The sequence below is a fragment of the Clostridium collagenovorans DSM 3089 genome (assembly GCF_900130005.1).
In the GTDB taxonomy this organism is placed as follows: Bacteria; Bacillota; Clostridia; order Clostridiales; family Clostridiaceae; genus Clostridium_D; species Clostridium_D collagenovorans.
The window spans coordinates 117596-141634 of the sequence record NZ_FQXP01000003.1; the positions used below are offsets into that span (position 1 = coordinate 117596).

At 29.5% G+C, this 24039-nt stretch carries 19 protein-coding genes and 1 riboswitch; of the genes, 13 read left to right on the forward strand and 6 right to left on the reverse strand.

Annotated elements, in window-relative coordinates; translation table 11 throughout:
* Window positions 1-54 precede the first annotated feature (54 nt).
* Window positions 55-819 (reverse strand): TSUP family transporter, encoded by a 765-nt coding sequence (locus BUA48_RS00630; protein WP_072829009.1) that lies wholly within the window; start codon window positions 817-819, stop codon window positions 55-57.
* A gap of 490 nt (window positions 820-1309) precedes the next feature.
* Between BUA48_RS00630 and rlmD the strand changes: the two genes are divergently transcribed.
* From rlmD to BUA48_RS00645, 3 genes are all read left to right on the forward strand, one after another.
* Complete coding sequence (rlmD, locus tag BUA48_RS00635; RefSeq protein WP_072829013.1) at window positions 1310-2674, forward strand: 23S rRNA (uracil(1939)-C(5))-methyltransferase RlmD; 1365 nt, start codon at window positions 1310-1312, stop codon at window positions 2672-2674.
* A gap of 636 nt (window positions 2675-3310) precedes the next feature.
* On the forward strand, window positions 3311-3949 hold the full coding sequence (locus tag BUA48_RS00640; RefSeq protein WP_072829015.1) for a dTMP kinase: 639 nt from the start codon (window positions 3311-3313) through the stop codon (window positions 3947-3949).
* 139 nt (window positions 3950-4088) lie between these two features.
* Entirely contained in the window at window positions 4089-5105 is a 1017-nt protein-coding gene (locus tag BUA48_RS00645) for a serine hydrolase domain-containing protein (protein ID WP_072829017.1), read from the forward strand.
* Window positions 5106-5388: 283 nt separating this feature from the next.
* Here the strand turns inward: BUA48_RS00645 and BUA48_RS00650 are convergent, their stop codons facing one another.
* The 3 genes from BUA48_RS00650 to BUA48_RS00660 form a co-directional block, all read right to left on the reverse strand.
* Entirely contained in the window at window positions 5389-5823 is a 435-nt protein-coding gene (locus tag BUA48_RS00650) for a methyltransferase domain-containing protein (protein ID WP_072829019.1), read from the reverse strand.
* Between the two features lie 708 nt (window positions 5824-6531).
* Window positions 6532-7788 carry an MFS transporter gene (locus tag BUA48_RS00655; RefSeq protein WP_072829021.1) on the reverse strand — a complete coding sequence of 419 codons (1257 nt, stop codon included), beginning with the start codon at window positions 7786-7788 and terminating at the stop codon, window positions 6532-6534.
* A gap of 11 nt (window positions 7789-7799) precedes the next feature.
* Entirely contained in the window at window positions 7800-8969 is a 1170-nt protein-coding gene (locus BUA48_RS00660) for a M20 metallopeptidase family protein (protein ID WP_072829023.1), read from the reverse strand.
* A 204-nt stretch (window positions 8970-9173) separates the two neighbouring features.
* On the opposite strand from BUA48_RS00660, the gene BUA48_RS00665 reads away from it, so the two are divergent.
* Entirely contained in the window at window positions 9174-10499 is a 1326-nt protein-coding gene (locus BUA48_RS00665) for a helix-turn-helix domain-containing protein (RefSeq protein WP_072829025.1), read from the forward strand.
* A 169-nt stretch (window positions 10500-10668) separates the two neighbouring features.
* Window positions 10669-10760, forward strand: a riboswitch (NiCo riboswitch).
* A gap of 109 nt (window positions 10761-10869) precedes the next feature.
* Complete coding sequence (locus BUA48_RS00670; RefSeq protein ID WP_072829026.1) at window positions 10870-13428, forward strand: cation-translocating P-type ATPase; 2559 nt, start codon at window positions 10870-10872, stop codon at window positions 13426-13428.
* A gap of 132 nt (window positions 13429-13560) precedes the next feature.
* Here BUA48_RS00670 and BUA48_RS00675 read toward each other — a convergent pair whose 3' ends face one another.
* Window positions 13561-14325 (reverse strand): 4Fe-4S binding protein, encoded by a 765-nt coding sequence (locus BUA48_RS00675; RefSeq protein WP_072829028.1) that lies wholly within the window; start codon window positions 14323-14325, stop codon window positions 13561-13563.
* A gap of 404 nt (window positions 14326-14729) precedes the next feature.
* Between BUA48_RS00675 and BUA48_RS00680 the strand changes: the two genes are divergently transcribed.
* From BUA48_RS00680 to BUA48_RS00695, 4 genes are all read left to right on the forward strand, one after another.
* A complete protein-coding gene (locus BUA48_RS00680; protein ID WP_072829029.1) occupies window positions 14730-15752 on the forward strand; it encodes an ABC transporter substrate-binding protein in 1023 nt (340 codons plus the stop codon).
* Window positions 15753-15778: 26 nt separating this feature from the next.
* Complete coding sequence (locus tag BUA48_RS00685; RefSeq protein ID WP_242944283.1) at window positions 15779-16549, forward strand: ABC transporter permease; 771 nt, start codon at window positions 15779-15781, stop codon at window positions 16547-16549.
* A gap of 15 nt (window positions 16550-16564) precedes the next feature.
* On the forward strand, window positions 16565-17380 hold the full coding sequence (locus tag BUA48_RS00690) for an ABC transporter ATP-binding protein (RefSeq protein ID WP_072829032.1): 816 nt from the start codon (window positions 16565-16567) through the stop codon (window positions 17378-17380).
* Window positions 17381-17736: 356 nt separating this feature from the next.
* Window positions 17737-18048: a hypothetical protein gene (locus BUA48_RS00695; protein WP_072829036.1), complete on the forward strand. Its 312-nt coding sequence runs from the start codon at window positions 17737-17739 to the stop codon at window positions 18046-18048.
* 558 nt (window positions 18049-18606) lie between these two features.
* On the opposite strand, the gene BUA48_RS00700 is transcribed toward BUA48_RS00695, so the two are convergent.
* Window positions 18607-19452, reverse strand: coding sequence for a putative RNA methyltransferase (locus tag BUA48_RS00700; protein WP_084665989.1), 846 nt, complete (start codon window positions 19450-19452; stop codon window positions 18607-18609).
* Window positions 19453-19573: 121 nt separating this feature from the next.
* Between BUA48_RS00700 and BUA48_RS00705 the strand changes: the two genes are divergently transcribed.
* The 4 genes from BUA48_RS00705 to BUA48_RS00720 all read left to right on the forward strand — a co-directional run bounded on the left by BUA48_RS00705 (window position 19574) and on the right by BUA48_RS00720 (window position 23903).
* Window positions 19574-19816, forward strand: a complete 243-nt coding sequence (locus BUA48_RS00705; protein WP_143147647.1) for a GNAT family N-acetyltransferase — start codon at window positions 19574-19576, stop codon at window positions 19814-19816.
* A gap of 101 nt (window positions 19817-19917) precedes the next feature.
* Window positions 19918-20595 carry an ABC transporter ATP-binding protein gene (locus tag BUA48_RS00710; RefSeq protein ID WP_072829042.1) on the forward strand — a complete coding sequence of 226 codons (678 nt, stop codon included), beginning with the start codon at window positions 19918-19920 and terminating at the stop codon, window positions 20593-20595.
* Window positions 20595-23120: an ABC transporter permease gene (locus BUA48_RS00715; RefSeq protein WP_072829045.1), complete on the forward strand. Its 2526-nt coding sequence runs from the start codon at window positions 20595-20597 to the stop codon at window positions 23118-23120. The genes BUA48_RS00710 and BUA48_RS00715 overlap by 1 nt, the downstream gene beginning before the upstream one ends.
* Window positions 23121-23228: 108 nt before the next feature.
* The gene (locus tag BUA48_RS00720; protein WP_072829048.1) at window positions 23229-23903 is read left to right on the forward strand and encodes a response regulator transcription factor; all 675 of its coding nucleotides are present in this window, start codon (window positions 23229-23231) and stop codon (window positions 23901-23903) included.
* Window positions 23904-24039 lie beyond the last annotated feature (136 nt).

Below are 24039 nucleotides of genomic sequence, written 5' to 3' on the forward strand. Positions count from 1 at the left end.
TTAGACATAAGAATAAATTTAGTTATATTTATAATTAAATTATACAACCAACTGCTAAAATAATGAAGAAATCAAAGGAAATATAAGTTTAATAAAAACAGCAATAGACATAACAGCAAAAATCGGTTTAATAAATTTAGGGCCCTTATCTATAGCGAGTTTAGTACCAACCCTTGCACCTAAAATCATGAAAATTGCAACAGGAATTCCAAACAAGTAATTAATATTTCCTTGAATTGCAAACAAAATTAAGGCAGAAACATTACTTGTGAAATTAAGCATCTTAGCATTACCACTAGCCTTGGTAAAATCAAACTTGAAAATCTTAATAAATCCAAATATTAAAAAGGAGCCTGTCCCAGGACCGAAAAAACCGTCATAAAAACCTAAACAAAAGGCAAAAATCATACCAATAATTAAAGTTTTTTTCTCTATAACATCACAAGAATTATCCTCCATACCAAGGGTTTTTGATTTAAGAGAATAAACTCCTATAAGTAAAACCAACACTAAAACTATACTCTTTAAGAAGTCAGCAGGTATAAATTTAAGTACATAAACACCAGTAGCTGAGCCAATAAAAGTAAATGGAATAAGAAACTTTAAAAGCTTAAAATTAACCTTACCACTTTTAGCAAACTTAAGAGAACTAGTAAAAGAAGCCGTTGTAGAAGCAAACTTATTAGTACCTAAAACCATATGAGTAGGCAGATTAGTCATCATCAAAGCAGGTACACTAATAAGTCCACCACCACCAGCTATAGAATCAACTAAAGCAGCAATAAAACCCATAACACAAAGCAAAACCACAGTTAACATAAAACCTCACCTCTTTTGTAAAAATTCAAAATTTATCAAATAAAAACTTTTAAAATAAAACTTATATATTTTAGTAATGAAAGCTTTCAATAAAAATACCTACATTTAAAATATAGCTATTTCAATAATGAAGCTCAGGGCATTTAGAATTAATTATTAAATAGATATAACCCTAAATTACTGTATATAGTTACTTTGGATATATATTTAATAAAATAACTTCAATACTGATAAGAATATAAGTTTTAATTAATAGTTTATATTTGTAGTAATCCGTGTATTTATTCTATAATAAACCTTACATCTAAATAGAAAGAAGATTATTTATTAGAATATATAATAATAAGCTAAGTTAATTATATTAAAACTTCGCCATAATTAGAAGAGTATATACATAATAATACTTGATTTTATTTAAGGTTTTTATTAAGCTAGAAGTATTGATTATTTGAGGAAACATTATAGTCCTATGAAAAGGAGAAGAGCATACATGAGAAAAGGAAAAGATTACGAATTAAATATAGTAGAAACAGAATTTCCAGCAGTAGGAGTAGCATATCACGAGGGAGAAAGAGTCCTAGTTAAGGGATGCTACCCAGGACAAAAAATAACAGCAAAAATAAGCAAAAAAAGAAGAGATAAAATAGAAGGAAGATTACTAAAGGTACTAGAAGAAGCACCATACGCAATAGAAACACCTTGTCCAGTAACTCATTTATGTGGAGGATGTTCATCACAACAAATACCATATGAAAAACAATTAGAGTTCAAAAAAGAACAAATAGAAAAATTATTTAAAGCAGCTAAAATAGAAGGCTTTGAATATGAAGGAATAGAAGAAAGTCCAGAAGTATTTGAATACAGAAACAAAATGGAATTTACCTTCGGAGACATGGAAAAAGGTGGAGAACTAACACTAGGAATGCACGTAAAAAGACAAAGCTTCTCAGTTGTAACAGTAGACAAATGTAAAATAGTAGACGAAGACTTTACAACAATATTAAGAGTAACATTAGATTACTTCAAAAATAAAGGACTAAAATACTATAGAATAATGTCTAGAGAAGGATATTTAAGAAACCTAGTAGTTAGAAAAGGAATAAACACAGGAGAAATCCTAGTAAACCTAGTAACAACATCACAAGAAAACTTCGATTTAACAGAGTGGAAAGAACTAGTACTATCCCTAGAATTAAAAGGACAAATAGTAGGAGTAGTAAACACTATAAACGACAGCTTCTCAGATGTAGTACAATGCGATAGATTAGACATATTAGAAGGAAGAGAATACATATACGAAGAACTATTAGGATTAAAATTCAAAATAAATCCTTTTGCATTCTTCCAAACAAACACAAAAGGTGCAGAAAAACTATACAGCATAGTAAGAGAATACATAGGAAATACAGACAACAAAGTAGTATTCGACCTATACTGTGGAACAGGAACAATAGGGCAAATAGTAGCACCAAAAGCAGAAAAAGTAGTAGGAATAGAACTTATAGAAGAAGCAGTAGAAGCAGCAAAAGAAAATGCTAAACTAAACAATCTAAACAACTGTAAGTTCATAGCAGGAGACGTAGCCAAGGTAATAACACAAGTAAAAGATAAACCAGACGTTATAATCCTAGATCCACCAAGAGCAGGAATACATCCAGTAGCAATGAAATATGTAATAGAATTTAATGCCCAGGAAATAGTTTACGTATCATGTAATCCAAAAACATTAGTAACAGACCTACAAGTACTAATAGAAAATGGATACAAAATAGAAAAAGTAAGAGCAAAAGACATGTTCCCAAACACACCGCATGTTGAAACATGTGCCCTATTAGTGAAATCAAGTGAAGCGTAGATTGAACTTAGAGGCACAGTTGTTCTGGCGAATGAAATGAGAACAGAACTTCCTTAATCTTTACGAAGAGTGGAGCGACGAAGTAGGTTTTCTACAACTACCCATGCAAGGATTGCCCACAAAGCAGAGTGAAACGAAAGCTGAGTGGAAGCAATCTACTGCTTGAGGTAGTACTTAAGCGAATGAAATGAGAACAGAACTTCCTTAATCTTTACGAAGAGAGAAGCGATGAAGTAAGCTTTTTACTACCACCCATGCAAGGATTGCCAAGAGGCATTGAACACTTAGCGGAGCAATAGCTGAGCTTAGTGTGAAAGCCCATCTTACAGAATGAAATGGAGTAAGATGATCCATAAAAGGTAAAGAAAGCTGAGTGGATATAAAAACACTCATTTGTAGTAATAAAGAAAGACTATGAATTTGATTTAAATAATCAATTTTATAGTCTTTTTTTAAATAATATGACTGTTTTTATAAAGGAGTATAATATTTTTTGTAGAATAATATAATATTGTAAAAATTTATAAAATATATAAAAGCTAAGTAAATTCAAGCATCTAAGTCATACACTTAAAGTAGTTTAATTTGTTATTGCAATTTGCAATAAAATAAAATTATCAAGAGAGGAGTAATACAATGAAGAAACCATATACAATAGGATTTTGTGGTATAGATGGGGCAGGAAAAACTACACAATTGAATAAATTGAATGGATGGTTAGAAGATAATGGATACAAAACTAAATCAACAAAGGTTAAGTTTTCAGCTTTAGAGGTAATATACGAATTATCAGATAGACTTTATGGGAATCCATACCTTTATGGTAATATGCCTCCACTAGTTGTACGTTTAGGAATAGCTTATGATGTAGCATATCATTATCTTAAATTAAAAGAAGAACTTGAGGGAATAGATTTTTTGTTATGTGATCGCCATAAAATATGCTTTAAGGCATACGGTAAGGCATATGGTGTTTCAGACATGGAATGGATAGATAAAATTTTATCTATTGTAGATGAACCAGATATGATATTTTATTTTGACTCTGACCCCAATACATCGAAAGAACGTATTATGTGTCGTAAGGAAAAGCCATTAAGAGCTGATGAACTTCCAGAACATCTAAATGATGTTAAGTATTATTATGAGGAATTACTTAATGAACAGAGTAATGTAATAAGAATTAATGCTAATGCAAGCGTTGATGAGATTTTTGAAGTTATTATAAATAGTCTCAAAGATTTGAGCATCTTTGATAAATGCAAAGAAGAATAAAAATATAAATTAGGTGCTAGATATATTTTAGAAACGGCAGGTTTTCCAAAATATGTTGTGTTTTTGTGTATATATTTTATAATATATACAAGTAACTGAATAGTTACTTGTAAATAACAAAAAGGGGATTATAGATGGTATGAAAATGATGGATGAATTTATAGCTAATTATACAAAAAATAAAAGTGTGTCTCCGGGATTTTCATTGGCGGTAATGAAGGATGGAAAAAGTATATATAACAAGTCATATGGATTCAGTAGCATGGAAGATAAAGCTGAAATAACGGAGGATACATGTTTTTATATTGCATCACTTGCAAAGAGCTTTACAGCTGCAGCAATAATGTTATTATACAAACAATCTAAACTAGATTTAAAGGATAATATTAATAAATATTTTAAGGACTTGCCACATTATTATGATAATGTGAAAATTATTAATATGGTTAATCATACTTCAGGCATAAAAGATTACTTTACTGTTTACGAAGATAATAATAAAAGCACGGATAATATGACTAATGATGATGTTTATGATTTTATGCTTAGAGAAAAAGAACTGGAATATCCATGTAATAGCAGGTATGGTTACTCTAATACTGCTTATGTATTATTGGCATTATTAATAGAAAAATTATCAGGACAATCTTTTTCAGACTTTCTAGAGCATAACTTCTTTAAGCCTTTAGGAATGAAAGATACTTTTGTAGTTACAGAAAAAACGCAAACTATTCCTAATAGGGCTTATGGATATAAAAAAGAAGGGGATGAATTTTACGACTTTGATTATTGTGGACTGACTACAGGAGATGGAGGTATATATTCAACCATTAATGACTTAAAGCTATGGGTGGCGGCTTTTGAAAATGAAAGTATTTTTAATAAAGATATTATTGATAAAATCTTTACTTCAAACAAGTTAAATGATGGATCCATAGGAAAGTATGGATTTGGCTGGTTTATTTTAGACAAAGACAATGTGAAGGTTACTTTTCATGCAGGGCAGTATAATGGATTCACTAATGTAATATTAAAAGTACCTGAAGAAAAAGTTTCTATAATAATATTGTCTAATTATTATGAAGAAGGTTGGCAGAACATATTTAAGAATGGTCATGGGTTTGCTATGGAAACAAAAGAAATTGGTATCAATTAAACACTATGGAAATAGTTAAATCAATGTACTGTGTTTTTACATTTATAAAGGTAGAGAAATGAATATGACACAGCTATCTATACTTTTCCTAAAAAGGCTTTTCTTAAAGAATAGTGTTGATAATATGCAATTGTTTAAGGGAACTACTTAAAAAGTTCCCTAATTTAAATTGAAAATATTAATTTGCGATTAGATTCTTTTGGAAGATATAATATATCCATGAGGATTCTTCATCAATTGAAAGTTCTTTAACAAAGTTAAATTTCCAAAAGGAATATATTTGTCATTCTTCAAGTGTATGCAAATAAAACTCTCTATCATAGTTTTCACCTTCAATTGTTGTATAACTGGACTTTTCACTTTTACCTAGTCCGTCTCTCACAGCAATAAAAAGAAATCCATCATCATTTAAGACTTTATAAAGTTGATCAAAAGCTGTTGAAAGTTTCTCATTAGGAAGATGTACTAATTCTGCGATAACTGCACAAACATCAAATTTACCTAGATATGAATAGTCCTTAAGCATATCTTCAATAACAAATTCAACATCTGAATTTCGTTCTTTTACAATTCTTATACTTTCTTCACTAAAATCAAGACCAATTACAGTAGCACCAAGTTTTTTTATCCTCATACTTTCATATCCTGAACCACAGCATAAATCTAAAACATGAGGATTTTGAGGTAGATAATTAATAAATTCCTTTAGGTATGGCAATAATGTTTCATCATCATACCATTTATTAGCCCACTATGGTGCTGTTTTGTTATAGAAGTCTTTTATACCTTTCATAAAAATTCCCCCTTTTCATGGTATTATACATTACATGAGCATGGGATTACAAATATTTTACAGGAGTTACACAAAAAATTCTTCATAAACTCCAAAGTACTTTAATTTGCTATTAGTAGAGGATTGTATTCATTTGAAAAATATAAAAGTATAGACGTTTATACAGCAGTATTAGATCATGGAATTACTACTAAAGAAGAATTCTTAATAAAGCACAAAATAGAGCAAACATCTTGTAAATAAAATAATTTATTAAATAATAGTGTCATTAAAATTTATATGTAAGTTATAAGGGTTAACTTGTATCTTTTAAGTGCTACTTTAAAAGGTGGTATTTTAAAACAATTCTTATATGAAAGAAATTACAGTATTACTTTTAAAATAATATATAAGCTATAGTTATTATTACAAATAAATAGTAAGATTTATATAGAAATAAAAAAAAGAGTTTATTATATATAATTTAATAGATTGCATCTAATATTTAACATACAAGGTGCTTTTATTGTGTTTATATTTAAATATTTTTGTATTTATGCTTTATAAATTGTAAATTGATATAGTGTAAGAAAGGATAGAAAAGTAAAGATGAATTTTGCTTTTCTATCCTTTCTTTTATAATATTAAGTTTATTTATTTTGAAGGATTTGTAGAGCAATATTTTCTGGATAGAAGGTAAGAGCCAATCCAACCCAAATAAGTTATTGCTGTTAAAATTAATAAGATAATCCATGCTGGAGAATAAGATCCAAATATATCATATAGCGAAGCTATGAATAATGAGCCTAAAGCAAGACCTACTTGACTTGCACTATTAACAATACCATAAGCTTCTCCATACTTTTCTGAACCAAAAATCTCAGAGGTGATAAGTGGGGGAATAACTGTACCAATAGCAGTACCAAGTCCAAAAGAAATTGCCATTATATATAAAGTAGTAACACTGTTACCAAATAACATGAATACAAAAGCAAGACCAAAAGTTATACAACCAAAGGTAGTACTAGCAACGATCCCGAATTTATCATTAATCCATCCTATTAATAACTTACCAAAGATTCCTATTAGAGAATATAGAGATATAATAGCAGCTTGTACTTTTGCTCCTTGTAATTCTTCAATAGCAGGTGGAAAATGACCTAAAGCTCCTGAGTTTATAATAGAATTTGTAAACATTCCCAAAAGCAATATCCAAAAGAAAAGTTTTCTTTTAGAGTTCGTAACACTTAAAATTACACTAGAAGAAGTTTTAGAGGAATTATTATTTGAAGAAGAAACCTCATCAGCACCATAAGCTGTTAATCCCATGTCTTCTGGTTTTTTTCTAAGAATAAATAAAGCTGCAGGAAGAGCTAATAATAAAACTATAAGAGCCATAACTCTATAAGTAATTCTCCATCCGTAATTTGATAAAAGGATAGTTGTTATAGGACTAAATATAAACCCTCCTATACCGATTCCAGCCATAGCTAAACTCATAGCAAGTCCACGCTTTTTTATAAACCAGTTTGTAATCATCATACTTACAGGAATTAAAGTTGCATTAAGATAAAATACCCCTACAAAGAAAGCTGAAATATAAATATGAAAGATATTTTGAGCAAAGGAATAAGAAGCATAAGAAATAGCGAATCCAAGTATGCTCACACTTTGAATTTTTTTCATATTACCATTAGCAAGTTTTTTAGCAACTATAGGAGATAAAAATATTCCTAATCCTTGAAGTATTGTATTTGCAAGAGTAAATGAACTTCTACTTATATTCATTTCTTTAGTTACTTGAATAAGAAATTTATTTGAAAGTGACATAACTAAAGGAACTATGGTACTTGTAATAATTATACATCCTAAAATAATCCACCAGCCATAGAAAATCTTTGATTTTTTCATAATTGCCCTCCTTAATTGTTATTATTTAACCAGTTAAATGCACAGGTTGAGTAAATAGAAGCGCCATATGCCATAGCATTCTCATCAAATAGTACATTAGGATTATGATGAGGATAATCATTTCCAGGTACATGACAGCCTAACATGAAATACACAGTGGGAACCTCTTTTGATATAAAAGCAAGATCATCAGAAGGTGTAACACGATAATTAGGTATGTATTTCATATTCTCATCTATATCTTCAACATATGAAACTAGCTCTTTCAAAAGAGTAGGATCTGTATAAGTTGAAGGAACAGAAGAGAGAACTTCATATTGAATTTTAACATTACACATTAGTTCAGTAGACTTTATAATATCTTGAATTCTAGAAAAAAGTTTATTTCTTACTTCTGTATTATAAGTTCTTAATGTACCTTGAAGTGTAGCTATATTTGGAATTATATTAGGTGAATTTCCAGAGGAAAACTGTCCTAAGGTTAAGCTAGCCGTTTCCATTGAGGGAGTTTCACGTGCAATTAGTTCTTGAAAACTCAAATATATATGAACACCAGCATTTATAGGATCAATACCACTGTGAGGAAGGGCACCATGACAACCCTTACCTGTGATTGTAATTTTGAATCCATCACAAGAAGATGTCATATTTCCTTCACAGAAGGCAACAGAAGGGGCATCATAATCAAGCATAGTATGAATACCAATAGCTGCATCTACAGAAGGATTTTTAAGGACACCTGATTTAATCATATTTTGAGAACCTTGAAAAATTTCTTCAGCAGGTTGAAACATTAACTTTACATTACCTACAAGTTCTTTTGAAGATTCTTTTAGAAGTTGTGCTGCTGAAAGAAGCATTGAGGTATGGATATCATGACCACAATTATGAGCAGCATTTGTTTTGGATTTAAATAATAAATCATTAGTTTCAGACATAGGCAAAGCATCAGTATCACATCTTAATAAAATGGTTTTACCTGGTTTTTCTCCATATATGGTAGCTGTAACACCAGAATCGCAGATTTCTTCAGGATCAAGACCAATTTGTTTAAGTCTTTTTATAATGTACGCAGTAGTATTAGGTAAATGAGAACCACATTCAGCATTTTCATGCAGGTAGTGTCTGTCTTTAAGCATGTTAGGCATTAATTCAGTTGCTCTTTTAAAAAAATTATTCATTTACAGTTCCTCCTATATAATATAAAGACTATATAAAGACAAACGTCTTTATATAGTCTTTATATTATATTAATATTTTGAAAAAATCAATATATTTTTTGAAAATATAAAAAATTCAAATATGATAAAATTTACAGAAAAATATTTCTGAATAAGATAAATATGATAAAATAACAATAGAATTTAAATAAGGGAGTGCTTTAATTGAAAAAAAAGGTTGCTGTTATAACAACAAAATTTTTAGAAGAATTTCTAAATAATTCTTTTAATGAAATGAATATAGATTGTGACTTTCAAATATACATATATGAAACTTTTGAAGATATTAAAAATATATATTTAAATATACCCTTAGATACAGAGGGAATTCTAACAAGTGGTGTTTTCCCAGCACAAGTTATAAAAAAGAGTTTCCAAGAAAATACGATCCCTATTTCATATTTTAATATCGATGACGCTGATATATATAGACTATTTTTCTTGATTTTATATAAAAATAGAAATCTTGATATAAATAGAGTTTATGCAGATCCTCTTGGAGCGTTCGATATTGACTTAAATAAGTATCTTCAAAGTAATCATAAGCTTGATTACTCTGAAATGATAGAGCCTATGGTAAAAAATATGAGCTTAGAGGAATTAAAAGATATTGAAAAGGAACAACTTAAAAAGCATGTGACATTATGGAGAAATGGCCATATAGATATATCCGTTACACGATTTAGCAGTTTAGTAGAGCCATTGAAAAAATTAGGGTTAAAAGTATATTTTCCATTTCCAAGTCATGAGTATTTGAAGGATTCGTGTATGCAACTTTGTCAAAAAATTGATTTGATAAAAATGAAGGAAAATCAACCTGCTGCTATCAATATAACTATAGAGAATTCTGGTGTATTAGATGCAAACTTGGAAAGAAAGTATATTAATCTTCATGAGGCTCTTTTAGATTTTAGTGGAAGTTCTCTTATGGAATATGTGATTCAAAGAAATGCTTTAGGATTTGAAATACTTACACATAGAAAAAAGATTGAAGAAAAAACACTAAACTATACATCATGTACACTTAGAAACTTTTTAAAAGATAGATTAGATTTTAAAGTATATATAGGATATGGAATAGGAAATGATATGTATCAAGCTAGAATGAATGCAATAGATGCTAATAGAGAGGCTGTAATTAATCAAGTAGAAGGAAGTTTTTTGATTAATAATCTTAATGAGCTTATTGGTCCATTAGGCTTACCTAGTAATTTTATAATTCAAGATAATATATCAGAAAAAATAAAGAGCCTTACTAAAAATATCTCTCTTTCTCCTATAACTATAAGAAAAGTTGTTTCTGCATTTAAGTCTATGAGTAATGAACAATTAACAGCTAAAGAATTAGCATTAAAGTTATCTATAACTCAAAGAAGTGCGAATAGATTTTTAAGTTCCATGGAAAAGGGAAACATGGTAAAAATTATAGATGAGAGAAGGATAACAACAAAGGGACGTCCAGAAAGAGTTTATAAATTAAATGATCAATAATAAAAAATAAAGGTATGAAGATATGGATTATAGAAAATATAAGAATATAAACATTATATTTAATTATTTACTATATTTGTTAAATCTATGTTAAACCTATAAATTATTGTATACAAATTAATAGTCAATTGCTAAAATAATAGTATCTATTTGCGCTGCATATAAATCTACAGTACAAACTGATCAGGCAATAAACTTATTAAGTTTGTGAAGCCGGGCCTTAATTGGCAACAGGATGATTATTACGCCTGTGGGACAGTGAAATGTTCCACAGGTTTTTTATATTTAACCTTAGAACATTTCTGAAGATTGCAATGCCATAGAACTGTCTTTAATATTATGCTAGAAATAGCACATGGAGGTAATTGTTATGGTTGAACAACAGATCAAAGAAATTCAGGGGATCACGTCCCAAGAAGCAAAAAAGCTTCAAGAAAAGTATGGTAAAAATGAACTTATATCTGAAAAGAAGGAAAGTGTATTTCACAAAATTTTTCATGTCATTACGGAACCAATGTTTTTATTACTAATTGTTGCAGCAGGGATTTATTTTATTTTAGGAGAGCCTAGAGATGGAGCTATAATGCTCATTTTTGTTATTGGAATTATAAGTATAGAAGCAATTCAAGAATGGAAAACTGATAAAACACTAAAAGCACTAAAGGATCTATCTGCCCCTCATGTTACGGTACTTAGAGATGGAGCTAAAAAAGTAATAAATAGTGCTGATTTAGTACCAGGGGATATCATGTATATTAATGAAGGTGTTAAAATACCTGCAGATGGTATAGTGTTAAAGTCGAGCACACTTTGTGTTGATGAATCTTCTCTTACTGGGGAAGTGGAAGGAGTATGGAAAAGTATAACCGAGGATATAACTGAGAAAAATACCGACTATTGGCGTAAAGATTATTGTTATGCTGGAACATTAGTTATACAAGGTACTGGAGTTATATTAGTAGATAAGATTGGTTCGCAAACTGAGTATGGTAAAATAGGGCAAAATGTTATATCAGCACCAGAGGCCTCAACACCACTTCAAAAACAAACTGGAAAGTTAGTGAAGTTATGTGCAGGAATTGCAGTTGCTTTATTTATATTTGTGGGAATTATAACTTATTTCAATATACCAGATCATGGATTTAGTGATAGGATTATAGAAAGTATTTTATCAGGTGTTACCCTTGCAATGGCAATGATACCAGAGGAATTCCCAGTTATATTAACGGTTTTTTTATCTATGGGTGCTTGGAGACTTGCTAAAAAACATTCTCTTGTAAGAAGATTACCTTCAGTAGAAACCTTAGGTGCTGTTTCTGTTCTTTGTGTTGATAAAACAGGTACAATAACTATGAATCAAATGAATGTTAAAGAGACTTGGAGTATATTAGATGATACAAAAAATCTGATTCATATAATGGGAATGGCTTGTAAACAAGATGCTTATGATCCAATGGAAAAGGCTATGATTTCATTCTGTGAGAAAGAAGGAATTGCAAAAGATATTTTATTTGGTGGAGAACTTATAAAAGAATATGCTTTTACTGATGAAAATAAAATTATGGGTAATGTTTGGAAAAATTATGAGATCATTACAGTTGCAGCTAAGGGTTCACCGGAGCATATTTTAAAAATATGCAACTTAACAGATCATGAAAGAAAAATAGCTGAAGATAAAATACTAGAAATGTCTAAAGAAGGCCTGCGTGTTATTGCAGTAGGACAGGTGATTTTAAATAGTGTTTATGATATAGAAGAAGATATTAAGGATTGTAGATTACAATTATGTGGAATGATTGGACTTGCTGACCCGCCAAGAGAATCTGTAAAGGAAGATATCAAGATTTGTACTAAAGCAGGAGTCAGAGTAGTAATGATAACTGGTGATAATGGAATTACAGCTAGCTCAATTGCAAAGCAAATTAACATGCCAAATAGTGATAAGATTATAACTGGTGATGAGCTTAATGCAATGACTGATGATGAACTTCGTGAAAGAGTGAAGGATGTTAGTATATTTTCTAGGGTTATACCTGAGCATAAAATGAGAATTGTAAAGGCATTCAAAGAAAATGGTGAAATAGTTGCTATGACTGGTGATGGTGTCAATGATGCAGCTGCACTTAAATATGCTGATATAGGTATAGCAATGGGTAAACGTGGTTCAGAGGTTTCAAGAGAAGCGGCGGATTTAATTTTACTTGATGATAATTTTTCAACTATAATTGATACTATAAAAGATGGTAGAAGAATATATGATAATATTAGAAAAGCAGTTGGATATGTGTTTAGTATTCACATTCCTATTGCATTTGCCTCATTATTTGCACCTTTATTAGGAGTGAATCCAGCAAGTCTTTTATTATTACCATTACATGTTGTTTTGCTAGAGTTAGTAATTGATCCAACTTGCTCCATTGTATTAGAACGTCAACCAGCTGAGCATGACATTATGGATAGAAAGCCTCGTGATCCAAATGAAAAGTTATTAACTTCAAAAACACTTATTAAAAGTATCCTTCAAGGGTTTACTATTTTTGCAGTTTCATTTGGAACGTATTTTACATTCTTGGGGTATTATCCAGATAATGCAGCACTTGCAAGAACAATGGGTCTTAGCATCATATTATTAGCTAACTTATTCTTGGTTCAAGTTAATAGTTCAGATTCAGAGTATGCTATTCAATCTTTTAAAAAGCTTATAAAAGATAAAGTAATGTGGATAGTTAATTTAGGCACTGTACTTGGATTAGGAGTACTATTATATACGCCAATAAGTAAGTTTTTAAAGCTTACTTCCTTATCTATAGAGCAAATAGGGTTAGTTATTCTTATATCAGCAACATCAGTTGGGTGGTATGAAGTTGTTAAAATGATAAATAACATGAGTAGAGGTAAAAGCAAAAAATCAAGTTATGAAGAAAACTAAGATTTTAGATAATAGAAATAAATATTAGGTAACATTAGATAACTATTCATTAAGCTTATATAAAAATTAGAACTCCTGATTAAAGCTCAGGAGTTCTAATAAAAATCAAGTCTTTAATTTATAAGAGCATTTTTACAAAAAAAGTTCATTTTCATGATATACAGAACAGATTTTTTTCATCTTTTCTGAAGCTATTGTTAACATTACTTTACTAACACTACGAGCTTTAGAAGGACAAATAGCAACACAACGCATACAAGAGATGCATTCTGATTTATTTGTTTTTGATGGTGTATCCACTGCAATTGCATTTACAGGACATTTATTTACGCAAATTCCACATTTTATACAGTCTTTATTTACTGTAGGTTTCATAGGAACACCCTTATATTCTCTGTAAGGATAATTACCAGGAACAACTAGAGAGTTAAAGTTGTTTCCTGCTGTAAGTTTAGTTTTAATTTTTTCTGCAAAGGAAATTAATTCTTTATAATCATTATCATTAGGTCTTCCCGTTGCAAATTGATGCATAATGGAATGTTCAGCTACTGCTGCTATAGCAGCTACACAACAAAAACCACAGCTCTCCAATGTACTTTTTAATTCTAAAAGAGTGTCTTCATAGGCACGATTGCCATATACACAAATTAAAATTGCCTTTGAATTTTCAGCCTTCATTTCTTTAAGTCTTGAAACTGCAACTTGAGGTACTCGTCCACCAAATGACGGTACGGAAATAATACAAATATCATCATGGTTAAAGTTAAAAGAATTAAAATCCAGATTAGTATCTGTTAAATCTATAGAAGTGCTATTCTGGCAAAATGCTTTTGTAAAGGAATCAGCTACTTTTTGAGTTCCTCCTGTAGGACTGAAAGTGATATTATAACAAGTCATTAAAAATCCCCCATATTAATTAGTTAAAGAGAAGAAACTGAGTTCATTCTCTACAAATATCGATTTATATTGCCAATTATAGCATAATAATTAATTATATAGAAATATATGTAATTGTAATAAGTTTATACCATGGGTATAGAGAGAGGAAATAAGTTTTATTAATTGAGATTTTAATTACAAATTTATAAATCTTAATCTACAATTTTTATGGCAGTTAATGGTTTGAAATTGAATAATAAATAAAAAATGGTATTTGATTTCATGATAAGAAATGTAAAATCTATAAGAAAAATGTATTAGACAGGAATTAATTGTAAGTGGTAATATGAAGAACGTGTGGGCAAATATAAGTTAATTAAACTTATATTATTTATTTTATTAAAAATTAAAGGAGAGAGATCATGAAACACAAATTTTTAAAAGTACTTTCTGTACTTATAACCATTTCACTTTGCTTAGCTGGATGCGGGACATCTAATAAAAGTAGTGAGGTTACACCAGCTAATGCCAATGAAAAACAAAAGTATCCTGAAACTATAACAATAGGATATGTACCAAGTGCGGGTATATTACAAGTTCTACCTATAGTTGCAAATGACAAAGGGTGGTTTCAAGAAGAGTTTAAAGATACAAATACAAAAATTCAATTTGAAGCATTTAAAACGGGACCATTAATAATGGAAGCTTTTAATGCAAAAAAAGTAGATATTGGACATATAGGAGATCAGCCTATTTTTTCTAGTAGAGCTAATGGTGTTGATTTAAAAGCTTTTGGACTTCATTCTATAGGAGATAAGAATTACGGTCTTGTAGTTACTAATAAATCAGGGGCTAATGGTTTTAAAGATCTTAAAGGTAAAAAAATAGGAGTTTCTCTTGGAACAATTGGACAAAGAATATATAATCTTTATCTTGAAAAGTATGATTTAAAAGAAGGAGATATGGAAGTTATAAATATTCCACCATCTGATATGAAAACTGCACTTGAAACAAACAATGTAGATGGGGCAATAATATGGCAACCATGGATTGGAGTTATTGAAAATGAGAAAATAGGAAAACAGGTTGAGGATACCGTAGGACTAAAAGATAATATAAATATAACTATTGCTACTACAGAATTTATGAATGAATATCCAGAAACCATAAAAAAGTTACTTAAAGTATATATAAAAACAGAAAAGTGGGTTAATGAGAATAAACCAGAAGCTGCTAAAATTATAGCAAAAGAAATGAAGATTGATGAAAATATAATACTTAATGCTATAGAAAAAGAAAAATATGTGGTTAATATTACACAAGAAGCAATCGATTCAATGGAAGATACTTCAGAATTCCTTAGAAAAATAGGAGTGCTTCGCCAGGAAGTTCCAGCTAAAGAATGTGTTGAATTAAAATTCCTTAAGGATCTTGGTATTGAGTAATGACTATAGGCATTGATAAGGTTAAGATGAGTAATAAGAATATTAGGAAAATTAGGTCAATAATCACAATAATAATTATTATTCTATTTTGGGAGTATGCTAGTCAAACGGAACTTGTAAGAAAATCAATTTTACCAGCACCATCTACTATTGTGAAAACATTTTTTACTATGATATCAAGTGGTGAACTTATGGGGCATATAGGCATAAGTATTTTAAGAGTACTTGAGGGGTTCTTGATAGGAGCTATATTAGCAATTATAGTAGGGATACTTTGTGGTCTTTATAAAAAAGTTGAAGATTACTTAAGTCTTTTAATAGGTTTCTTGAGACCAATACCTGTACTTGCATGGACACCTTTATTGATTTTATGGTTAGGAATTGACGAAGCATCTAAGGTTGCACTTATAGCTATAGGGACATTTTGGACTGTATTGTTAAATGTTGTATCAGGAATAAAAGGTACTGATAAAAAACTTATGGAAGTTACATCTATGCTTGAGAAGGATAAAAGAACATTATTGTTAAAGGTAATATTGCCATCGGCTTTACCATCTATTTTTACAGGATTACGTTCAGGTATTGATATGGCATGGCGTTCAGTTGTTGGAGCTGAAATGATTGCAGCATCTAAAGGAATTGGATTTTTAATAACTTATGCTAGAGAAATTTCGCAACCAGATGTTATGATTGTTGGTATGATATGTATAGGAATAATTGGGATTTTAATTGAAAAGTTACTTGCTTTTTGTGAAAGGCATTTATTAAAATGGAATATATCCATTATTGAAAATTAAAATATAGGTGATCAAATGAATAATGAATATATTGATAATGTAAAATTAATAGATAAAGAAAATAAGGAAATATTTACAAGGAAAGTAGAAATTCTAAAATGTAATGCTATACATAAAAGTTTTCAAGTAGATTCAAAAAGTGTGCTTGTACTTAAGGATATTAACTTCACTATAAAACAAGGTGAAAGCATTGTATTACTTGGAGCAAGTGGATGTGGGAAGAGTACACTTTTAAGGTTAATAGCTGGACTTGATACAGAATATGAGGGTGACCTTTTCTTTCATGATGAAAAAATAAAGGGGACAAGTGTGAAAAGGGGAATGGCATTTCAGGAACCTAGGCTTTTTCCATGGCTTACTATAGAGGAGAATATAGAATTTGGACTAAAAAAGGATCTGGAAAAGTGTCAGAAGAAAATAGTGGTTGAGGAACATATGGAACTTGTAGGACTTAATAAATTTAAAAATGCCTTACCTCATCAGTTATCGGGTGGAATGCAACAGAGAGTAAGCATTGCTAGAGCTCTTGTTAATAAACCTGAAATATTGTTACTTGATGAGCCATTCGGTGCACTGGATGCTCTTACACGTACTAATATGCAAAAAGAGCTTTTGAAAATATGGGCAAGGGAAAAAATCACAATGATTCTTGTAACTCATGATATAGAGGAAGCTATATTGTTAGCAGATAGAATTTTCGTTATGACTCCACTTCCAGGAACTATTGCTGAAATAATAAATGTAGATATTGATAAAAATGATAAATTTACTTCAAAAAGGATTTTAGAATTAAAAAATTATATATATAATAAGTTCTTTAGTGGCAATTAGGATTATATATTATTTTAAATATGATATATCATGACTATTGAAATCAATTAATTAATAATAGCAATAAGTATACTAATAATTTAACCTATAGAGTAGATGAAAGAAAAAATCTACCTATAGGTTTTCTATATATTAGAACTATATATTTTATTGATTAAATAGCTATTCGCGGCCTTATATCTTCTTATCAGCGCATACAGGTGTCGTTGTAAAGTTGATTAAACAAAACTTGTACAAGTCAATCGAAAAACAATGGGGAACTTGGAACAAAGAAAATTTATATAATACACAGAAATATTACACCCCGATGTCAAGTTGGTTATGATATAATTTAGAAAAAAAGGAGGAAAATATAAATGGCACGCTTATCCGGGTTAAAAACCAAGCTACCTAGATTTAATATAGAGGAAAAAATAGCAAAAGAAATCATTGGTAACGGTGACCTTGTTGGTATTACGGAAAGAATGGAAAAACTACTCGATCCTGATATTACCTATCAAATTTTAGATTCAAGTGCTTGCGGGACTTCTCATAAGGAACTTCATTTGCTCAAACAAATTGAAGGTGAAACTTTACAGAAAAAGATTGAAAAAATAGCTTCTTTGGATGATTTTCATTCTGATTGGAATGTTAGTTTAAATAATGACAACACCTTAACAGCAGGGTGAAGCATTAAAGATAACGAGAGTTTTGCTTGTGTATGTTCAGCCTCTGTTAATAAAAAACAGAAAGTAAGGGAACTTTCACAGGAAGGTTGCACAATGCCACTTACATATTGTTTATGTTGTGCCGGTCATTGCAGACGTCATTTAGAAAAATTGCTTTGTGTACAGCTGAAAACAAAAGAAGTGGTTTCTTCACCAATTAACAGCAAAGGTCAAAAACCATGTGAATTTATTTTTGATATTCTAAAATAATTTCACTATTTTTTATTAATCTATTAATTTTATGGAAAGTCAAAAGGAAGAGGTCATATGCATATCCTTACAGAATCAGAAAGAGAAATGATAATTAAATTTTTAAAGTGATATTTATAAAGTTAGCATATTAAATATAAAAGCAAATGAGATTTAAAAAGGCACTACAGCTTATAATTAAGATTGAGTGCCTTTTATTTATTCATTAAACAAACTACATAAACATTTCTAACTTTAAGAAGACTAAAATTAAATAATGTAGTTTTAAAATTACAAGATATATACTAAAACAAAAATGAGTTATTAAATTTAAAGTTTCTCATAAATACTTACAGTAAAGTTTAAGTCAGTTTTTAAATGTTGAATCTTTTCAACTTCCTCGCGCATATCTTCTTTAATGCTCCAATAATATGGTGTCATTAAAATAAGGTTATTTATATCTTCTGAGTTGTCTATATCAATTGAATATTTTATCTCATCTTTGAATATAAGCTTAAGTCCTTCATAAGCAAATTCTTTTTCATCGTGTTTTCTAGGAATATTATATAGCTTTTCTTTTAAACCATATAAATGATCTATTCCAGGAGTTATTATTATAAGCTTACCAGATTTTTTTAGTGTTCTATAAAATTCATCATTACTTCCAGGGGCAAAGTTTCGTATAATGCAATTAAGACTATTAGACATAATTGGAAGATTGAAATTACTACCAACTATAAAATTAATTTCTTTATCGCGTTTTGATGCATATGCAGCGGCAAATTTAGAGATATCTAATCCATAAAACTCAATGTTTTTATTTCTGTTTTCCTTAAGAAGTTTTTCTTTTAAGTTAGCAACAAAATATCCGTCACCACAGCCAGAATCTAATATATTTAAATCCTCATCACATAAATTTTCTGAGATTATAGTATTTAATTTATCGGAAAACTGTTTATAGTAGCCTTTATCTAAGAAATTACTACGGCTTTTAACCATTTCTTTATTATCACCAGGATTCTTTGTTTTCTTTTGGTTCACCATTAAAAGATTAATATATCCATTTTTAGATAAATCAAAATTATGGTTATTATCACACATGAACTGTTTTTCATGCTTTTTTAAGTTTAACCCACATGTAGGGCACATATATATGTAATTATTGTTTTTCATCATAAAATTAAAAAAACCTCCTGAAATCAATTTGAAACTGTAATTTTGTTATAACCATAGATAATTATATTTAGCGTTAAAGTATCCATAGTTGCTTATAGCATATGTGAATTATAATATATTTTTGAATTTTAAACAACTAAGCAATAAGATGGTAAGTTTTGAGGCAGTTGCTTGTTTGATGGAGCATAGAAAGAAGGGAATAAGTAAAGCTATGATACTACATGAATTAAAGGCAGCTGAGAATTTAGGTGCAGAAGTTTCAACTGTTTTTACTCTTTGTCCAGAAAAGTTTTCATCACCAAATAGATTATATTCAGGAGTCGGCTTTAAGTTAGTTGGAAATATGTTTACATGGAAAAAATAAAAGAATAGAGGACAGTATAAAATCAATTCTGTCAGAACTTTGTAAGAAGTTTTATTTAAAATAATATTCATAGAGAGTAAATAAAGTTTGGAGTGATGAGAATGATTATTTTAAAAACAGAAAACTTAGTAAAGATATATGGTGAAGGTGAAAATACGGTTAGAGCTTTAGATAATGTAAGTATAGAGGTAAATGAAGGGGAGTTTGTTGCCATTATTGGTACATCAGGTAGTGGAAAATCTACTTTATTAAATATGATAGGGGGATTAGATAAGCCAACTAGTGGGGATACCATAATTTCAGGTAAAAAAATTAGTAATATGAAGGATGAAGAAATTACTGTGTTTAGAAGAAGAAATATAGGCTTTATATTTCAGTCATTTAACTTAGTTCCCATTTTAAATGTCTATGAAAACATAGTACTTCCTATAGAATTAGATGGAACTAAAATTGATGAGAATTATGTTGATTCCGTAATTGATACCTTAGGATTAAGTAGTAAAGTAACTAATATGCCTAATAATCTTTCAGGAGGACAGCAGCAAAGAGTAGCAATTGCAAGAGCCTTAGCTACAAAGCCAAGTATAATTTTAGCTGATGAGCCAACGGGTAATCTTGATAGTAAAACTAGTATGGATGTTATAGGGCTTTTAAAAACTACAAGTAAAAAGTTTAATCAAACTATGATTATGATTACACATAATGAAGAGATTGCACAAATGGCAGATAAAATTATAAGAATTGAAGATGGAAAGGTATTTATTAGGGGTGAGAAATAATGAAGCTTGAAAATAATAATAAGGAAGTTGTAAAAAGGCTCACAAATCGTTCTTTAAAAACAAATAAAATAAGAAATACCTTTGCAGTTTTAGCAATAGTTTTAACTACCTTTATGATATCTTCAGTATTTACTATTGGAATTAGTTTTGTAAAGAATTATAAGACAATGAACTTAAGAGTTCAAGGAACAACAGCAAGTGTTTCTTTAGAGGGTCCAAGTGAAAAGCAAATTGAAAAGATAAGATCCTTAGATATTATAAGTAACTTAGGTTCTGAAATTACAGTGGGACAAGTAGAGCTTGAAACACTGAGAAAAAATAGATGTGCTATTTTAATTAGATATGCAGACAAGGAGGATTTTGAGAAGCAAATAAGTCCTGCTATTAGTGATATTATAGGAACTTATCCAGAGCAGATAGATGAAATAATGATATCTAGAAGAGCTTTAGAGTTCTTAGGAAAATCAAATGCAGAGATAGGGGATGAAATAAAGCTGTCATACATAATAAATGGTGCAGTGCAGGAAAAAGAATTTAAGTTAAGTGGAATTTATACGGATTATGGAATAGTACAAGATATAGGAAATATATTGATTTCACATAAATTTATAGAAGCTAATAAGCTATCTGTAGAGAAAAATGGAAAGTTATTTATGACTTTAAAGCCAAGTGCTAGGTACACAGCTCAGGATATTCTTGAGAAGGAAGTCAAACTTGAGGGAAATCAAAAGTTTTCTTATAGTTATGATAGAAATGAAACTTTAGTAAAGACAGCCTTAGCAACGGCAGCCTTAGTAGTAATGATAGCCTTATTTATAGTTTTAAGTGGATATTTACTTATTTATAATGTGTTATATATTGCAGTTGTAAATGATATTAATTTTTATGGGCTTCTAAAAACTATAGGAACTTCTCCAAGACAAATTAAAAAGATAGTTAGGAATCAGGCTTTAAAATTATCTATTGTTGGAATTCCTGTAGGATTAATTTTAGCAGCTACAGTTTCCTTTATAATAGTTCCTTTAGCAATGAGTACTTTCTTTTCAGGAACCAGTGCAACAGCTATGCCAAGGGAAATATCTTTTAATCCATTAATATTTATAGGTGCAACTATATTTTCAATTTTAACTATTTTATTGAGTTGTAATAAACCAGCTAAAATAGCTGGAAATATATCCCCAACAGAAGCATTACGTTATACTGGGGCTAAGGCTAAAAAGGAAAAGAAAAATAGAAATTCAACCAAGGGTGGTAAGCTTTATAAAATGGCTTGGTACAATGTTTTTAGAGAAAAGAAAAGAGCTGTTTTAGTATTTTTATCATTGTTCATGGGGGTAATAACTTTCTTAAGTGTAAATACATTTTTAAGTAGTATGAATGTAGAAAATTATATAGAAAGGTATGTTAAAAATGATTTTACCTTACAAAATATATTAGATGAAAATCGTGATTTACAAGATAACTTAGATGAGGATTTAGTGAATTCTGTAAGGAGTATAGAAGGAGTTACAAGAATTAATTTAGTAAAGTCAAGTAAATTACAGATTGAAATGAATGAAAAGGTATTTTTACCTTCTTTATTAAATCAATATAAGAATCTTGAGGGTTCTACAGATGGAGCATATAAATTTTTAGAGTATATAAAGAAAAACCCAAAGGAGTTATTTACATCTGTTGTGGGTGTAGATGATGATTTGATAGAAAGAGTCAATGGAGAACTTAAAGAAAAAATTGATGTTGAAGCTTTTAAAAATGGGGAGTTAATATTACTTAATGCCTGGTACTATGGAGAGAATTATGAAGATATAAATGAAGAATTAACTATAGAAAATTCAGATGGCAAAGGCAATAAGAGCTTTAAAACTAAGCTAGTTAATGATACCAGTGGTAGATTACCTCATGGTTTAGGATCGCCTTTAGGAATTTCAACAATATATATGAGTAATTCTGCCTTAGAAAGACTTGATAGTGAAGCTAAGAATTTGAATGTATATGTGGATTGTGAAGAAAAATATGAGCCTAAGGTAAACTCTGAATTAAAGAATATAGCTGATAATAGAGGTCTTTGGTTAGAATCAAAAACAGGAGATACAGAAGAGTTTAATAAATCTCAAAAGGTAATGAATATATTAGGTGGTGGAGTTTCTATAATATTAATTCTTATAGGGATACTTAACTTTATAAATGTTATGATAACAGGAGTAAATATTAGACTTAAAGAATTTGCTGTAATGGAAAGTATAGGAATGACTAAAAAGCAAATTAAAAGATTATTAAGCTTTGAAGGAATGTATTATGCGGGTATAACGAGTATGCTTATTTGCACATTAGGAGTGGCTATTGTATATTTAGTTGCAGAAATGACGAAGAAAATAGTTGATTATGCACAATTTATATTCCCTATAACTCCTTTAATAATTCTTATAACTATTATTTTTTTAGTGTGTTTAATTGTTCCAAGAGTTGTATTTAAAATAGCATCAAAGAAAAGTGTAACAGAAAGAATTAGAAAAATAGAAAATTAGTGAAAGTGCGGTAGATGGCTATATCTATCGCATTTTGATATAATAGGATTTATTTATAAATTTTAAAATTAAGAATACATATAAGGTAAGATTTTGAGGGAGATAAAGATGGCAACTATACTTATAATTGAAGACGATAGGGTTTTAAATAAAGGAGTAAGTTTTGCTTTAAGAAAGGATGGACATGAGGTTATTTCTGCTTATTGCAAAACAGAGGGAAAGCAAATAATTTTAAATGAAGAGGTTGATTTTTTACTTTTGGATATTAATTTACCTGATGGCTCGGGGGTAGATTTGTGTAAAGAACTTAGAGAATATGTTAAGTTCCCAATAGTGTTTTTTACAGCTAATGACACAGAAGAGGATATGGTTAAGGGCTTTGAAAGTGGCTGTGATGATTACATAGCAAAACCTTTTTCAGTGGAGATTTTAAAACATAAGATTAATGCCATGCTTAAAAGAAATAATACAGTAAGCTTAAATTCTTTTGAGTATAATGGATTAAAGATAGATTTTGATAAAATGACTGTAGAGCTTAAGGAAAAGGAAGTATCTTTAACGGCTACGGAATATAAACTTTTAGAGCTTTTAGTAAAGAATAAGGGAAAGGTACTTACTAAAGAAATACTTATTGAAAAGCTTTGGGATAACAGTGGTAACTTTGTTGATGAAAATACTTTAAGTGTTAATATAAGAAGACTTAGAAAGAAAATAGAAGAAGATACTAAAAATCCACAGTATATAATAACGGTATTCGGCATAGGGTACAGCTTTGGAGAATAGTAGATAAGCTATAAAAGTTCATGAAAAATAAAAGTTAAGGCAAAGAAATTATAATAAGTTTTTTATAGAAGTTTTAGAGAGGAAGATGTATTGGAGTTTAGTTTTAATATATTAAAGTATATATTTATATTTGGGG

What these genes read in the sequence shown, in the direction of transcription:
- BUA48_RS00630 (WP_072829009.1), bottom strand. Translation starts at nt 819, where the DNA reads ATGTTAACTGTGGTTTTGCTTTGTGTTATGGGTTTTATTGCTGCTTTA.
- rlmD (WP_072829013.1), top strand. Translation starts at nt 1,310, where the DNA reads ATGAGAAAAGGAAAAGATTACGAATTAAATATAGTAGAAACAGAATTT.
- BUA48_RS00640 (WP_072829015.1), top strand. Translation starts at nt 3,311, where the DNA reads ATGAAGAAACCATATACAATAGGATTTTGTGGTATAGATGGGGCAGGA.
- BUA48_RS00645 (WP_072829017.1), top strand. Translation starts at nt 4,089, where the DNA reads ATGAAAATGATGGATGAATTTATAGCTAATTATACAAAAAATAAAAGT.
- BUA48_RS00655 (WP_072829021.1), bottom strand. Translation starts at nt 7,788, where the DNA reads ATGAAAAAATCAAAGATTTTCTATGGCTGGTGGATTATTTTAGGATGT.
- BUA48_RS00660 (WP_072829023.1), bottom strand. Translation starts at nt 8,969, where the DNA reads ATGAATAATTTTTTTAAAAGAGCAACTGAATTAATGCCTAACATGCTT.
- BUA48_RS00670 (WP_072829026.1), top strand. Translation starts at nt 10,870, where the DNA reads ATGGTTGAACAACAGATCAAAGAAATTCAGGGGATCACGTCCCAAGAA.
- BUA48_RS00675 (WP_072829028.1), bottom strand. Translation starts at nt 14,325, where the DNA reads ATGACTTGTTATAATATCACTTTCAGTCCTACAGGAGGAACTCAAAAA.
- BUA48_RS00680 (WP_072829029.1), top strand. Translation starts at nt 14,730, where the DNA reads ATGAAACACAAATTTTTAAAAGTACTTTCTGTACTTATAACCATTTCA.
- BUA48_RS00685 (WP_242944283.1), top strand. Translation starts at nt 15,779, where the DNA reads ATGAGTAATAAGAATATTAGGAAAATTAGGTCAATAATCACAATAATA.
- BUA48_RS00690 (WP_072829032.1), top strand. Translation starts at nt 16,565, where the DNA reads ATGAATAATGAATATATTGATAATGTAAAATTAATAGATAAAGAAAAT.
- BUA48_RS00695 (WP_072829036.1), top strand. Translation starts at nt 17,737, where the DNA reads ATGGCACGCTTATCCGGGTTAAAAACCAAGCTACCTAGATTTAATATA.
- BUA48_RS00700 (WP_084665989.1), bottom strand. Translation starts at nt 19,452, where the DNA reads ATGATGAAAAACAATAATTACATATATATGTGCCCTACATGTGGGTTA.
- BUA48_RS00710 (WP_072829042.1), top strand. Translation starts at nt 19,918, where the DNA reads ATGATTATTTTAAAAACAGAAAACTTAGTAAAGATATATGGTGAAGGT.
- BUA48_RS00715 (WP_072829045.1), top strand. Translation starts at nt 20,595, where the DNA reads ATGAAGCTTGAAAATAATAATAAGGAAGTTGTAAAAAGGCTCACAAAT.
- BUA48_RS00720 (WP_072829048.1), top strand. Translation starts at nt 23,229, where the DNA reads ATGGCAACTATACTTATAATTGAAGACGATAGGGTTTTAAATAAAGGA.